Origin of the sequence: Burkholderia sp. WP9, from assembly GCF_900104795.1 — a bacterium.
In the GTDB taxonomy this organism is placed as follows: domain Bacteria; phylum Pseudomonadota; class Gammaproteobacteria; order Burkholderiales; family Burkholderiaceae; genus Paraburkholderia.
This window is the reverse complement of record NZ_FNTG01000001.1, coordinates 1,947,495-1,960,966: the sequence shown is the minus strand read 5'-3', so window position 1 is coordinate 1,960,966 and position 13,472 is coordinate 1,947,495. Positions and strand designations below refer to the sequence as shown.

The 13,472-nt window shown below is 62.0% G+C and carries 14 protein-coding genes; 7 read left to right on the top strand and 7 right to left on the bottom strand.

The annotated features are described in order from the left end of the window. Positions 1 to 482 precede the first annotated feature (482 nt). Together BLW71_RS08790 and BLW71_RS08785 are read right to left on the bottom strand one after the other, a co-directional pair. Complete coding sequence (locus BLW71_RS08790; RefSeq protein ID WP_143048311.1) at positions 483 to 938, bottom strand: hypothetical protein; 456 nt, start codon at positions 936 to 938, stop codon at positions 483 to 485. Between the two features lie 287 nt (positions 939 to 1,225). Next, positions 1,226 to 2,122, bottom strand: a complete 897-nt coding sequence (locus BLW71_RS08785) for a LysR family transcriptional regulator (RefSeq protein ID WP_091795198.1) — start codon at positions 2,120 to 2,122, stop codon at positions 1,226 to 1,228. A 183-nt stretch (positions 2,123 to 2,305) separates the two neighbouring features. Between BLW71_RS08785 and BLW71_RS08780 the strand changes: the two genes are divergently transcribed. The 6 genes from BLW71_RS08780 to BLW71_RS08755 all read left to right on the top strand — a co-directional run bounded on the left by BLW71_RS08780 (position 2,306) and on the right by BLW71_RS08755 (position 7,486). Continuing rightward, a complete protein-coding gene (locus tag BLW71_RS08780; RefSeq protein ID WP_091800631.1) occupies positions 2,306 to 3,304 on the top strand; it encodes an NAD(P)H-quinone oxidoreductase in 999 nt (332 codons plus the stop codon). Positions 3,305 to 3,985: 681 nt separating this feature from the next. Next, positions 3,986 to 4,972, top strand: a complete 987-nt coding sequence (locus tag BLW71_RS08775; RefSeq protein WP_091795196.1) for an autotransporter domain-containing protein — start codon at positions 3,986 to 3,988, stop codon at positions 4,970 to 4,972. A 377-nt stretch (positions 4,973 to 5,349) separates the two neighbouring features. Next, entirely contained in the window at positions 5,350 to 5,751 is a 402-nt protein-coding gene (locus BLW71_RS08770) for a hypothetical protein (protein ID WP_091795193.1), read from the top strand. Positions 5,752 to 5,913: 162 nt separating this feature from the next. Continuing rightward, the gene (locus tag BLW71_RS08765) at positions 5,914 to 6,738 is read left to right on the top strand and encodes a hypothetical protein (RefSeq protein WP_091795190.1); all 825 of its coding nucleotides are present in this window, start codon (positions 5,914 to 5,916) and stop codon (positions 6,736 to 6,738) included. Between the two features lie 170 nt (positions 6,739 to 6,908). Then, entirely contained in the window at positions 6,909 to 7,268 is a 360-nt protein-coding gene (locus BLW71_RS08760; RefSeq protein WP_091795187.1) for a hypothetical protein, read from the top strand. Then, the gene (locus tag BLW71_RS08755) at positions 7,268 to 7,486 is read left to right on the top strand and encodes a DUF6566 family protein (RefSeq protein ID WP_091795184.1); all 219 of its coding nucleotides are present in this window, start codon (positions 7,268 to 7,270) and stop codon (positions 7,484 to 7,486) included. Before BLW71_RS08760 ends, BLW71_RS08755 begins: the two co-directional genes overlap by 1 nt. A gap of 8 nt (positions 7,487 to 7,494) precedes the next feature. Here the strand turns inward: BLW71_RS08755 and BLW71_RS08750 are convergent, their stop codons facing one another. Further along, complete coding sequence (locus BLW71_RS08750; protein ID WP_091795181.1) at positions 7,495 to 8,112, bottom strand: LysE/ArgO family amino acid transporter; 618 nt, start codon at positions 8,110 to 8,112, stop codon at positions 7,495 to 7,497. A 97-nt stretch (positions 8,113 to 8,209) separates the two neighbouring features. Between BLW71_RS08750 and BLW71_RS08745 the strand changes: the two genes are divergently transcribed. Continuing rightward, positions 8,210 to 9,103 carry a LysR family transcriptional regulator ArgP gene (locus BLW71_RS08745; protein WP_091795178.1) on the top strand — a complete coding sequence of 298 codons (894 nt, stop codon included), beginning with the start codon at positions 8,210 to 8,212 and terminating at the stop codon, positions 9,101 to 9,103. 62 nt (positions 9,104 to 9,165) lie between these two features. Here the strand turns inward: BLW71_RS08745 and BLW71_RS08740 are convergent, their stop codons facing one another. From BLW71_RS08740 to BLW71_RS08725, 4 genes are all read right to left on the bottom strand, one after another. Beyond that, a complete protein-coding gene (locus BLW71_RS08740; RefSeq protein ID WP_091800629.1) occupies positions 9,166 to 10,599 on the bottom strand; it encodes a heavy metal sensor histidine kinase in 1,434 nt (477 codons plus the stop codon). Between the two features lie 47 nt (positions 10,600 to 10,646). Then, a complete protein-coding gene (gene irlR / locus BLW71_RS08735) occupies positions 10,647 to 11,330 on the bottom strand; it encodes a heavy metal response regulator transcription factor IrlR (RefSeq protein ID WP_091800626.1) in 684 nt (227 codons plus the stop codon). A gap of 23 nt (positions 11,331 to 11,353) precedes the next feature. Next, positions 11,354 to 11,728, bottom strand: coding sequence for a hypothetical protein (locus BLW71_RS08730; RefSeq protein WP_091795174.1), 375 nt, complete (start codon positions 11,726 to 11,728; stop codon positions 11,354 to 11,356). Between the two features lie 361 nt (positions 11,729 to 12,089). Beyond that, a complete protein-coding gene (locus BLW71_RS08725) occupies positions 12,090 to 13,436 on the bottom strand; it encodes an NAD(P)/FAD-dependent oxidoreductase (protein ID WP_177205085.1) in 1,347 nt (448 codons plus the stop codon). Positions 13,437 to 13,472 lie beyond the last annotated feature (36 nt).

Here is a 13,472-nt window from a genome sequence, read left to right as displayed (position 1 = left end):
CAGAGCACCACACGGTGCCGTGGAGGTCGGTCGGAATTCCGAATGGCAGCCAACGCCGTGTATCGACGCAAGCTCGCGTGTTGATGCAAGCGGTGAAATCGTGCGCTTGCACCGCACTCCATTTCGGTAATCACTGACCTACAATATAAGGATGGTCGCGACCTGATAAGGAGGCTACCATGACTCAGTCCATGATCTACTTCGTTGTCGGCCTGGCGGTCGTGTTGGCGGCTGTGTTGATGGTTGCGCGACGATACAGGCGTGATCACCCTGCGGATGGAATGACCCATTGGCTTGATTCGCACCACATGGGCTGGCTGCACCGGCACAGACACTAATGCCGCATCGCAAAATCGAAAAACCCCGCATTGCAGCGGGGTTTCGTGCGATATGTATTCCTCGGTAGCCCTACCGCTGAGGGCGAGACTTTAGCCGGATTGTCCCATCGGCGTGGCCCATCAAGTCTCTATCCTGCGCATCGCTCATTGAATCCGGTCCGTGACCCGGCCGGCAAACGTCCAGCCCAGGTCCTGTCTCCAGATGTAGGTATAGCCGGTTGGACCGTCGATAAACACGGTCGTCGGCTGGCTCGCACCGCGGTTATCTTCACGTCGCGACGTTCCCACTGGTGTGACCCGGCCCTTGGCCGCCTTGGGCGCCGCATCTGCGGCGTCGAGCTTCCAGCCGTCAGCCGGAACATACGTGAGCCGCATCGTCCCGCCTGCGGGAGGCTGGATGAGCACGGTGAGCGGGGAATTCGCATTGCTCGCCTGCGCTTTACAGGGAGCCGCCGCGTCGTGCCCCGTCGTGGTCTCTAAGCTTGCTTCGTGAGTGGGCTCGCCGTCGGTGGCGGCGAAAGTGATCTGACCATACGTTGCAGACATCAACGCTGCCAGGGTGGCCGTGATCATTGCGGCACGTCGATTTGAGCGCTTCATTGCCGTTCTCTCCTACCTGCGGAAGTGGGCGACGATTCCGACGCACTCATGACGTGTGCACCATCTGGAAGGTGCTGGACCCACGGCGCGATGCCCTTCCGAAAGCAAGACGGAAATTACGAAAGTATTTTGAAGGAGCCGCGGCTAAAGGAGTTTTGTCGTGCCAAACGGCGACGGCCGCGGTGTTGCGCGGTGGTGCATTGAAGGGCTGACGGTTTGCATAAAATGGCCGCTCGGGCACGTAACGCGACACGCCGACGCCGACGCCGGAGCCAGGTCGTGGATAGCTATCTCGTGTGGGTTGTCTGATCTTCGAATGCGGAGACGATGCCGTCAATCATCGCTGCGATGCGCGCGGTATGCCGAAGGTCCTGATGCGTGACGAGCCAGATTTCGTAGACCGCCCCACGTGCGGGTTCAGGCCATAGCTGGACGAGGCCGTCGTGTTCAGCCAGATGTATCGGAAGCTCGCCGATGCCGAGGCCGGCCTTTACCGCGGTACGCAGCATCAGGCTGGAATTGAAGGTCGATACAATGCGCCCGGCATGTATCGGTTCGCCAGCAAGAGCGCCAGCAAGCGTCGGTGAGCGACTACCGGTCCAGCTTCCCTGATAGACGACAAGATCGTGGCCCGCGAATGCGGAGCCGGCAACCGGCTTGCCGTGCTGCTCCAGATAAGCGTTCGATGCAAAGAGCGCCATCGGCCAGCGAGCGAGGCGCCGCGCAACAAGATCGGGATTATCCGGCCTGACTGAGCGGACCGCGATATCCGCTTCACGCTTTGCCAGATTCGCCATGCGCGTCGACGTGTCGAGCAGGACGCGCACTTCGGGATGCGCGGCATGCAGGCGTTCGATGGCGGGCAACAGGAATTCGAGCGCGATCGAGTCGGTGCTGGTGACTCTTACGTCCCCCGCAAGGCGCGTATCCGTGCCTTGCGTTCGTCTGACGAGTTCGTGTGCGGAGTGCTCCATTTTCTCCGCCGATTTCAGCGCGGCCTCCCCTGCGGCGGTCAACGCGTAACCCTCAGAGGTACGCAGGAAGAGCGTTGCACGTAGGGCGTGCTCCAGTGCCGCAATCCGTCTGCCGACCGTGGCCTGATCGAGATTGAGTGTCCTCGCCGCTCCACGGAGCGTTTTTTCGCGCTCCACCGCGAGAAACACTCGCGCGTCATCCCAGTTCATCGTGTCGCTCTCCTGATGCAAATTTGCATCTCTCCATGTGAATAATGCTGCGCGAATTCATCAATGTCGAGGCCTATACTGATTTCAAGTGTCCTCGTTCACTGATCCTCCCGGATTAAACGAGCCTCATCCATAGAAGGGGTGGTATCCATGTCTGCTTCAACTTTTCGCGTACCGTCGTCGATGACGGCCATCGAGATCAAACAGCCCGGAGGTCCTGAGGTCCTCGTGCCCACTACGCGCCCGGTTCCGATGCCGGCCTCCGATCAGGTTCTGATTCGCATCCACGCGGCGGCCGTGAACGGCCCAGACGTTTTCCAGCGCAAAGGGCTTTATGATCCGCCCGCCGGCGCTTCGGACATTCCAGGGCTGGAAGTGGCAGGTCAGGTGGTTGCCGTTGGCTCCGACGTGTCCCAATTCCAGATCGGCGAACTGGTGTGTGCATTGATTCCCGGTGGTGGCTATGCAGAATACGCGGTCGCGCACGCCTGCAACACGATGCACATTCCCAAAGGCCTGACGTTGGTGGAAGCGGGGGCGATGCCGGAAACGTTTATGACGGTATGGCTGAACCTGTTCCAGCGCGGCAAGCTGGTTGCCGGGGAATCGGTGCTGATCCATGGCGGTGCGTCCGGTATCGGCACCACGGCGACCATGCTGGCGAAGGCATTCGGCGCTGCGAAAATCATCACGACGGTGGGTTCCGAGGCGCATCGGGAGGCTAGCCTGGCGCTGGGTGCGGACGTCGCGATCAATTATCACGAAGACGATTTCGTCGCCGAAACGAAGCAGTCTACCGACGGACGAGGCGCCGACGTGATCCTCGACATCATTGCCGGTGACTACGTGGCCAGAAATTATGACGCCGCGGCGATGGATGGGCGGATCCTCCAGGTAGGCGTGATCAAAGGACCGGCGAAGGATCTCAACCTCGTGCCGATGTTGACGAAGCGTCTGACGCATATGGGCTCGACTTTGCGATCACGCACGTCCGCGGACAAGGCGACCATCATCAATGAACTGGAGCGGCAGGTCTGGCCGCTCATCGAGAGCGGCATGATCAAGCCGGTTGTCTACCAGACTTTTGCGCTTGCCGACGCTCGCGGCGCTCACGAGCTGATCGATTCCGGTACACACTTCGGAAAAATTGTTCTTACGACAGGCGCCGATCTCATTGGCTGAAGGAGCGCTGTTTTTAAAGGTCGCGGTCGGTCTCATGATCGTCCTCGACGATCGGCCGAAGAGGGTTTGTAACGGGAGGGAGGTGGATCGCATCTGAATGACTCGGACGGGTCTTCAGGAGGACGAAGTCTGGCCGGCTCCAGAAGATAGTGTTGAAGCGCCACCAGAACAAAGCGCCCAGCATTCTTCTGGCAAGGCGCCACGGACCGCAGTCATTCGATACCAATGAGGGTCCGCTGCAAGCCCATGCCACGGGCAGACCGTGAAGCGATGGCTGAACTCGAAGGCCGGCACCGGCGGTCCATACAGTTTGAAAATGGCCCCTGCCACTATCTCGTGGCGAGAGAACGAAGTAGTTTGACTGTTTCCGCCGATCGCAGATCGGCAGTCACCGCTGTCGCTCAACCATCTTCACCGACTACAGTAGAACTTCGCCGAAAAGTATCGCCGCGTATCAACGATACAATTGGGCGGCTCTCAATGTAATCCACTCGAAGTGCCGCGAAAGGTGGAGCGGTCGTCACGCGCCAGATCGGTTGTCCGGAAGTGTTGTACTGGCACGCAATGCCAGTCTCGTGGAAGACAAACAAAGCGATCAGATCGACAGGAGTGGGTCATGTGCGTTCGGTACGCTGTGTGGCAGCTTGCAGTCGCGCAGACAAATGACGAGGTCGTTTGACCATGCCCGCGCTCCGGATGCATTGGTCGTGCGGCGCGTCATCGGCGTGCGCCGCCCTGGCCTTCACCCTGTTGCCCTGTCTGTCGAATGCACAGGCCGGGCCGGGCCAATCGACGCGCAATACCGTGGTCGGCGGCGATGTGAAGCAACATGCCAACGCCGTGCTCGCGATCATGACCTACACAACGGTCCCGGACGTTACGACCAGTAACCTGTCGGTCAATAGCGGCACTACCGGCAATCCAGGTTTCGGTCAGACGCAGTTTGGCGGCGGTTTCACCATCAGCAAATCCGTCCCGTTGTACCTGGAGGGCACGCTCGCCTACAGTCGTTACGATCCTATCTTTATCGCTACGAATGGCGCCGAGCAGCGTGCGGTGCCGACAAGATGGAACACGTTCAGCGGCACGGTGGGCATCGGCTGGGATTTCCGGATCACGGATGAACTGGTGTTCCGTCCGATCCTGAATGGCACGATCGGGCGTGTTTCAAGCGATCTGAAAGTGGGGCAGTCCATCTTCAATCACGTCACTGACCGCAACCTGCAATTCCTCGAAAACGGCTCGCTTGACGCGTACGGCTACGGTGGCTCACTCATGCTCGACTACGAGCACTACCGCGAGAACTATGAAATCGATGCCGAATTGCGTGCCACCGACATCTACCTGCGCAGCTTCGGCGGTTCGTCGGAGGCCGTTCAGGGTTCGGCCATGGCGCAGCAAGTGAGCCTGTGGACCCGCTGGCGCGCGCCTACCGGCTGGCATGCATTGGACCGGCCGATCCGCTATGTGCTGGAAGCCGCTTATTCCCACTACTTTGGCGACAGCGCCGGCGTGCTGGGGTTCAACGACCTCACGTCGTTGGGCGTCGGACTGGAACTCGATAGCAGCAAATATCCGATCTTCATCACTCGCACTCGTGCGATGGTGCGATACGTGTTCGGACACAACGTGCACGGTGTGTCGCTCGGGTTTGCAATGAGTTTTTAGCTTTTTGCGGACCGCACGGTGCGCGGATTCTGGTTGCGCGTAGCCACGCGCTAGCGCCTGGCTGTTTTTCCGCCAAGCAGGAAATGTGGCCAAGCGCATGTGGCCAAACCCATGTCGCCAAACCCATGTCGCCAAACCCCATTGGCTGCAGAGTCGCAGCGATAAACGCAAGCGCCGGATTCCGGTTCCGGACCTAACGCCGGCCGTCCAGTCGCGGTGTAGTATTCGACCATGCGGGCGTTCTCGCCCGGCCTCGACGGCTTGCGGATTTCATGCATCCATGACGTTGACGGCAATCTGGTTAAACGGTCTGGACACCGCTCCAACGAAACGCATGGCGGCGTCGGCCATGTCAACGGCATCGGTGGGGAAACATCATGTCAACCGAGTGGAAGCGCCGCGCCAGGCTCTTTATCCAGCGTTTCTGGCAGCCGACCAGCGCGTGCATGACCTGCATGCCAGGGAGTTGGGGCAATGTCATGAGTTTTGCCCACTGGGCAATTGCATTCCATACTGGTCTGCTCACCGGACTCCTCGCCGTACTCCTGACCTTCACACCTGCGGCGAAGCTCTACACGCATCGATACGGCAATGCGCTTGTCGTCGGCGTCCTGACGACGATAGGCGACGCTTATTCGCACGCGAGTCATTACCGCATCCCGTATGTCGAGCACATCGTGACGGGTGCTATTTCCGGTCTCCTGGCGTTGATTGCCTCCTATCTCTTCGAAAACCGCGCGCGTCGCCTGCGGGCGGCGTGGGCGTGGGTTGTCGGATAGCTTGTCCGTCGACTCTCTGAATCCTCGCGCTCGAACCGAATACGCGCTAAAGATTCATTCCCGGACGCCGATATGCAGATCGGCACGCCCATCTTGCGGCGCGTTAGCCGACGGGCACGGGAACACTCGGGTTGCGATAAGTCGATAGGGGATTGAAAGAGTATGCAGATCAAGAAGACCAGCGCGCTGACCGGCGTGTCATTGGCGTCCATCGCCCTGTTGTCCGGGTGCGCCCAGTTCGTGCCGGTCAAGGACATAGCCCGGGACAAGCCGGGGTATCTCGCAACGCATTTCAGCATCGAATCGTTGCCTTCCGGGGTGCGCGACAAACTGCCCGCTCCAGGCGAGCACACGCTGCCGTTCAAGATTCTGACGATGTCGGGCACGCTGTCAGGGCACGTCGGCGCCGTCGCGATGAAGAGCGATTTCAAAGCCACACTGATCAACGCCAAGGACACGGGTTTGGTCCAGCAGGTGCTCGAGACGTCGTCTAACGACGTACCGAGCGGCGCGACGTTCAGCCTTTCGTACCTGAACGTGTACAGCCTGAAACAGGAGACGGCTTCCTACTCGCAGACAATGGCGTTCATTCCGTTCGTCGTGCATGACAGCGACAACAACCAGTTCGCGTTCGATGCGCCGAAGGAAGATACGACGTACGCGACAACCTTCAAGGTCGGCACGACGGTGCAGATCACCAACTTCCGCACGACCGTGTCGCGCTGTCACACGGGCCACTACTATCCGGCTTCGCAGGTCAATGCCACGCTTACCGGCAAGGCGATCGACTTCGACTGCGAGGACACCAAGGACGGCATCATCCAGAACAAGACGCGTCGTACGTATCTGACCGAATACGGTATTGGAGTGAGCCGTTCGCTCGCGACGTCGACCGCGAAATTCGACTGGACCTATAGCGACTTCGAAAAAGACGGCGAGAAAGCGCCGACCCGTTTCGGCAAACCGGCGAGCGACAAACCCATCTGATCCGGACGCGTTTTTCACAAGCTTGAAAAGTTCGCACACTCATCCGATTGCGCAAATACCTGTATGGATGTACAGTAGCTCGCAGTGCGTTTCGTCACGGCGAGCAGGTACTATTTCGCGATATTCTTCACGCCGGGCGTGAACCGCGCGAAAGAGCATACGGAGAGATCATGTTTCGAATTTTCGGCTTGGGCGCAATGCTGCTCACGGTGGCTTCGACGGGAATCGCCGCGGAGCACTACGTCGAGATCTGGAACCCGCCAGAAGCGCGAGCGAGCATGCCGCACCGCCCGGCTGGAGCACGCAAGCCGGCAGCGGGCAGACACGTTGGTCCGCATGCCGTGGCGGTGCATGCGCGGCGTTCGCCGGCAGCGCCGGCAGCAGTTACGAAGCTCGCCGCGAAGGCGGATACGCGAGAAAACGTGCCCGTGCACGTACCGGACATGACCGAGATTCCACGGCAGATAACGCCGGAGGGCAATGTATTGCGTGTGGATTCCCGCGGTGCTACGGCTGAGGTCATGCGCTAATGGAATCCGAGACTTATCACGGCTACACCGTCTGGGGGCATGCCATCCTGCAGCAGGAGGGCATATTGCAGCCCGAGCGGTATGGAGCGAGCGGAACCATTACGCAAGCCGGCAAGCTGATCGAGGCGTCGGGCATTCTCGCCCACTTCGATACTGAAGAAGAAGCGCAACGCGCAGGTTTGGAATGGGCGCGCGCCTGGATCGACAGTCACGGGTAACCCGGCCTTTACCGCAGTTGCGTCACCGCGAGCAGCAACACCATGCTGCCGATCGCGCCATCCAGCACACGCCAGGCCGTCGCCCGCTTGAAGAGCGGCGCGAGGGCGCGCGCGCCGTAACCCAGCCCGATGAACCAGATTCCGCTGACCGCCATCGCGCCCAGCGCGAAGGCAACCCGCGCGCCTTCGGGTTCGCGTGCGCCGGCCGTGCCGATCAGCAGGAACGTGTCGAGATACACGTGCGGATTGAGCCACGTGAAGGCGAGCGTCATCAGAATGATCGGTACGGCGCGCTGCACGGGTGCCGCGCCACCGCTGTCGCTTTCCAGCACCGCGTGTTCCGGCCGCACCGCGCGGCGCAACGCGTTGACTCCGAACCACGCCAGATAGGCGAGCCCGACATACAGCATGGCGTGCACGAACACCGGATAACGCTCGACCAGCACAGATGCGCCGCCGACGCCCGCGCCGATCAGAATGAAGTCCGACAGCGCGCACAGCGCGACGATCTTGCCGACGTGCGAACGCATGATGCCCTGACGCAATACGAAAGCGTTTTGCGCGCCGATGGTGACGATCAGGGATGCGCACAAAGCGGCGCCATGGGAAAAAGACAACCAGTTCATAATCGATCCAGTAGACGGGAGAAGCGAACGGGGCTAGTCTGCGGGTTCGCTTGGAATAAGAGAAGCTAATTTACTTAACGCCGATTAAGGAACGCTAATGCTCGACTATGCGTTGCTCGACGCGCTGGCCGCCGTGGTGCGTCACGGCTCGTTCGACCGCGCCGCCAGCGAACTGAACGTGACGCCGTCCGCGGTGTCGCAGCGGGTCAAGCTGCTCGAAGAGCGCGTGGGCAGCGTGCTGGTGAAACGCGGCCAGCCCTGCGTCGCGACCACTTCGGGCGCGCTGCTGTGCCGGCACACCGAACGCGTGCAATTGCTGGAAGCGGAGTTGACCGGCCGCCTGCCGGCGCTGCCCGGCGCGCTGGTCGAACCATGGCCGGCGCTGCGCGTGGCCGTCAACGACGACAGCGTCGGCACCTGGTTTATCGATGCGGTCGCGCAATTTTGCGTAGAGCGGGAGATGTTGCTCGATCTGGTAATCGACGATCAGGACCATACAGCGGAGCGGATTCGCGACGGCAGCGTGCAAGGCGCGGTCACCACGCAAGCCGAGCCGGTGCAAGGTTGCCGCTCCACGCGTCTTGGGCGGATGCGTTATCTGGCGGTCTGTTCACCGGACTTTCTCGCACGTCACTTTGCAGGCGGCGTGACGCGCGAGAGCTTGCGCCACACGCCGTGCGTCGACTTCAATCCCAAGGACCAGTTGCAAAAGCGCTTCATGCGCCGCATCACGCGCGCGGAACTCGATCCGCCGTTGCACTGGATTCCGCATGTCGCCGGTTTCTTGCGCGCCTGCGTGACGGGCCTCGGCTGGGGCATGTGCCCCGAGCGCATGATCGCCCCGCATCTGGCCAACGGCGAACTGGTGGAAATGGCGCCCGGCAAGCCGATCGATGTCGACCTGTACTGGCAGAGCTGGCGTTTGTCGATCGGTTGGCTCGACGACTTCGGCGTGGTGCTGCGCAAGCGGGCGGCAGAGTTTCTGGACTGAAAGTCCGCCCGGCGTAACCCGACTCGCGGCGAATCGCCGACGCAAGCCGACCTGCGTTTCGCTCAAATACCAGGCGGATGAGGGGGATGAGGGGGATAAGGCGGGTGCTTCGGAAAGCGCAGACTGAAGGTGGTGCGCACATGCGCCACGCTTTCCACGCTGCATTCGCCTTGATGTTCGTCCATGATCGACTTGACGATGGCAAGTCCGAGACCTGTGCCGCTCGCCGAGTTATGGCGCGATGGATCGACCCGGTAGAACCGGTCGAAGATCCGCTCCAGATGCGGGCTGGCGATACCCGCCCCGCTATCCGACACCGACAGCAGAGCATAGCGCCGGCGCTCGTCGCACTGCACGTTGACAACACTGCCGCGCGGCGCGTGGCTCAGCGCGTTTGAAATCAGATTACTCAGCGCCCGTTGTGCCAGCGGCACATCGCCTTGAAAGTGTGCATCGCCCGATACGACGATCTCGACGCCGGCATCCGCAGCCATGGTTTCGTAGTAGCCGGCGATCCGCATCGCCTCGCTGCGCGCGTCGACAGACTGCAGCGCCAGCCGGTGGTGACCGCTATCCGCGCGGGCGAGAAACAACATGCTGTCGATCAGACGTGCGAGACGCTGGAATTCGTCCACGCTCGATTCGATCACGCCGCGATATTCATCCGCGGAACGCGGTTGCGATAGCGCTACCTGGGCTTCGGCCAGCAAGTTGGTGAGCGGAGTGCGCATGTCGTGCGCAAGATCCGAAGAAAACTGCGTGAGGCGCGTGAAGGACTCGTGCAGGCGGGCCAGCATCCGGTTGAAGGCGCGGCTCAACTCCTTCAGTTCACCCGGCATGTCGTGCTCGGGCAACGGCCGCGCAAGATGGCTGCTGGAAATCCGTTCGGCACGCGCCGTCAAACAGGCTAGCGGCCGCAGGCCCAAACGGGCAATCGACCACGCGAGCAGCGCATTCACAAGCGTCCCGGTCGCGATGACAAACAGCACGTTGAGCGCGTAGGCACGCAATAACGCGTGTTCGCTAGTCGCATCGTATTGCACGACCACGCGCACCTCGGTGCCGGACAGGTCGCCGAGCGGCGCCGTCGCCACCAGAAAGCGCAGCGGCTGTGTCCTCGCTGACACGGGTACGGGGGCGGCGCCGGCGCGCACGGTCATCGTTTCCGCATTCGGCCAATAGCCACTGGTGCGGATGAGCGGTGCGCTGCGCGTGTCGAACAATGCGATATCGAGGTTCTTGTGACCGTGCAACTGGTTGTGCCAGGTCGCACGATCGGCGCTGACCGTCGCGAGATCGGGCATGGTGCGCAGGCGCGTTTGCAGCGTGGCGAGGGTGGTGGCCATCTCGTGACCCGACGTCGCTTCGAGGCGCGTTTTCAGGCCGTGGTACAGCAACAGGCCGTTGAAAACCAGCACTGCCGAGGTCGACAGGGCGAACAGGATCGACAGCCTGCCGCGCAAGGTGCGTGGCAGGAGTCGCACGGGCGGCTTCATGATCCGCGCTGTCGCGCGCGGACGCATTGCCGCGAATAGACTTCGCATCATGGCAGGGACGTGTAGCGCTCTTCCAGTACGTAGCCCATGCCCCGTACGGTGTGGATCAACCGCGGTTCGTAGTGGTCGTCGACTTTCGCGCGCAGGCGCCGGATCGCGGCGTCCACGACGTTCGTGTCGCTGTCGAAGTTCATGTCCCACACCTGGGAGGCGATGGTCGAGCGAGGCAGGATTTCTCCCTGACGACGCATCAGCAGCCACAGCAACGCAAATTCCTTGGCCGTGAGCAGGATCGTGTCGCCCTGGCGCGTGGCCTTGCGGCGCGTCAGATCGAGCACCAGATTCGACACTTGCAACGAGGCGGCGTCGCGGGCTTGTCCGCGCCGCAGGATGCTGCGGACACGGGCCAGCAGTTCGGCGAAGTCGAACGGTTTGCCGAGATAGTCGTCGCCGCCCATTTCGAGGCCGCGCACCTTGTCGTCCACCTCGTCTCGCGCGGTGAGCAGCAGCACCGAAGTCGAATGCGTGCGGCGCAGGTTTTTCAGCACCGTCCAGCCGTCCTGGCCGGGCAGCATGACGTCGAGGATGATCAGGTCGTAGTCTTCCGTCAGCGCGCGATGCTGGCCCGTCACGCCGTCTTCCACCCAGTCGACGGTAAAGCCCGCCTCGGTCAATCCCTTTCGCAGGTACGTGCCGGTTTTGATTTCGTCTTCGACGATCAGGATACGCATGGTGTTTTCTCCGGTGACGCTTTTCAGCGGCCCATGCGCGTGACGGGACTGCATGACAGGGAGGCATGGGATGCCTCCAGGCTCTGATCTGCTGCGGGCAGAGGGTTCGACGGGCGGGGCGACGTGCGCGCCATGGCGGAAAACACTTCGAGCGAGAGCAGGCCGCGCGTGAACAACGCGCCGTCCTGGCCACCCGGCTTCCCAGATAATGATGCGGATGCAGACGAGGATGCGCAGGACGGCTGGCCGCCGTCGAACAAGCCGTCAGGCTGATTCCACCAGAACGCCAGGGAGCTGATCGCAATGACAACCAGGGCGGCCGCCAGCGAGACCGGCCGTTCGATCTGAAGCCGTTCCCATTGCGCCGGGAAGCCCGCGCCGAAATGGGCGATGCGCATTGTCAGGCTTCGCATTCTTTGAAAATGCCGCATACGGTACGAGTCGAAAGTGAAACGGCCTCATCGTACGATTTGCTGCTCGATTTCAAGATGAGAGCAAGATGACAATTTCGTCATATATCGCGCATGCATCTTCGGTTGCGGTACTTGATGCGCATGGTGGCTTCCGCATGACACGCGGATGGTTGTCTGGCGTTTATCGAGCCGCGTGGGAGCGAGCACGAGGACTCGGTCGAACGGAGGATTGCACGGGGATGCAGAGTGACTTGCGCGGTAGGCGCCGAATTGCGCCACGGTGAAGGGGTGTCGGTGGACGATGGCCGGTGGCGACTCACGATACCCGTGAGTCGCCTCGTTTCGCTCAGTGCAGACGGATCACCGGATGCACGCGTCTGCGCAGCCAGTGGCTCGCCGTGTCGAGCGCCATACGTGCGAAACCGGTCAGCGTCATGACGTGGCGCCGATAAATGAGCTTGTAGACGGCAGTAGCGAGCCAACCGTCGACGAACACCGGCTGCGTCAGCAGGCTGCTGCTGAGGCTGCCAATCGCGCCTTCACGCCCGAAGCCGACCAGCGTACCGGCGTCCCGATAGATGAACTCCGGCAGCGCTTCACCCGCCACGCGGCACTTCAATGCGCGCGAGAGAAACAGCGCCTGCTGGTGCGCGACCTGCGCACGCGGCGCGAGGAACGCGCCTGGGTTGTCGGCGGGGCAGGCCGCGCAATCGCCCAGACCAAACACGTTCGCGTCGTTCGTGCACTGCAGTGTGCGATTCACGTTCACCTGCGCGTTGCGGTTCACCGCGATGCCGTCGAGCGTGCGCAATACCGGCGGCCCCGCGATACCCGCTGTCCAGATCGCGATGTCGCTGGCGAGCGGCGCACCGCCTTCAGTCAGCACGGCGTCGGCGCGTACTTCGGTGACACGTGTCGCGCTCAACACTTCCACGCCGAGGCTGTCGAGCATCCGCTGCGCGCGCGCCGAAATCGTTTCGGACAGCGCGGGCAGTACGCGCCCGCTGCTTTCGATCAGGCGGATGCGAAAGTCGCGCACCGGATCGAGCGAAAACGGGCTGTAGCGATTCAGCAAGCGCACCGTGTCGCGCAGCGCCGCGGCGAGTTCGACGCCGGTCGCGCCAGCACCGATGATGTTGATCGACACCGGCGTGTCCGCTTGCGCGGTCCGTGCCCGGCGTGCGTGGTTGGCGCGCAGGCAGGCGTCGAGCAGCTTGCGGCGGAAGGCTTCGGCATGCGCGACCGATTCGAGCGGCAATGCATGTTCGGCGGCGCCGGGCACGCCGAAATACTGCGTGACGCTGCCCATGGCCAGCACCAGTGTGTCGAAGGCGATCTGCCGTGACGGCAGGATTTCGCGGCCGTTGGCATCGCGCAGCGCGCTCAGGGTGATATGACGCTGCGCGCGATTGAGCGCAGTGAGCTCGCCCTGTTCGAATTCGAAGCCGTGCCGTTGCGCCTGTACCGCATATTGCAGTTGATGCGTGGCGGGATCGAGCTGGCCCGAAGCGGCTTCGTGCAGCAGCGGCTTCCAGAAGTGCGTGGGCCAGCGGTCGACCAGCACGATGTGCGCGAGACCGGCGCGCCCGAGCGATTCGCACAGACGCGTGGCGAGCCCGAGTCCGCCCACGCCGCCACCGACGATGACGATCCGATGCGCCACCGTGTTGTCCGTCCGCTGCGCGTGTTGCATATGCTGCGCACGCTGCGTTGTTGCGCTTGCCTGCTG

Coding starts and splice junctions, on each gene's coding strand:
- BLW71_RS08790 (WP_143048311.1), bottom strand. CDS start 938: ATGAAGCGCTCAAATCGACGTGCCGCAATGATCACGGCCACCCTGGCA.
- BLW71_RS08785 (WP_091795198.1), bottom strand. CDS start 2,122: ATGAACTGGGATGACGCGCGAGTGTTTCTCGCGGTGGAGCGCGAAAAA.
- BLW71_RS08780 (WP_091800631.1), top strand. CDS start 2,306: ATGACGGCCATCGAGATCAAACAGCCCGGAGGTCCTGAGGTCCTCGTG.
- BLW71_RS08775 (WP_091795196.1), top strand. CDS start 3,986: ATGCCCGCGCTCCGGATGCATTGGTCGTGCGGCGCGTCATCGGCGTGC.
- BLW71_RS08770 (WP_091795193.1), top strand. CDS start 5,350: ATGTCAACCGAGTGGAAGCGCCGCGCCAGGCTCTTTATCCAGCGTTTC.
- BLW71_RS08765 (WP_091795190.1), top strand. CDS start 5,914: ATGCAGATCAAGAAGACCAGCGCGCTGACCGGCGTGTCATTGGCGTCC.
- BLW71_RS08760 (WP_091795187.1), top strand. CDS start 6,909: ATGTTTCGAATTTTCGGCTTGGGCGCAATGCTGCTCACGGTGGCTTCG.
- BLW71_RS08755 (WP_091795184.1), top strand. CDS start 7,268: ATGGAATCCGAGACTTATCACGGCTACACCGTCTGGGGGCATGCCATC.
- BLW71_RS08750 (WP_091795181.1), bottom strand. CDS start 8,112: ATGAACTGGTTGTCTTTTTCCCATGGCGCCGCTTTGTGCGCATCCCTG.
- BLW71_RS08745 (WP_091795178.1), top strand. CDS start 8,210: ATGCTCGACTATGCGTTGCTCGACGCGCTGGCCGCCGTGGTGCGTCAC.
- BLW71_RS08740 (WP_091800629.1), bottom strand. CDS start 10,599: ATGAAGCCGCCCGTGCGACTCCTGCCACGCACCTTGCGCGGCAGGCTG.
- irlR (WP_091800626.1), bottom strand. CDS start 11,330: ATGCGTATCCTGATCGTCGAAGACGAAATCAAAACCGGCACGTACCTG.
- BLW71_RS08730 (WP_091795174.1), bottom strand. CDS start 11,728: ATGCGCATCGCCCATTTCGGCGCGGGCTTCCCGGCGCAATGGGAACGG.
- BLW71_RS08725 (WP_177205085.1), bottom strand. CDS start 13,436: ATGCAACACGCGCAGCGGACGGACAACACGGTGGCGCATCGGATCGTC.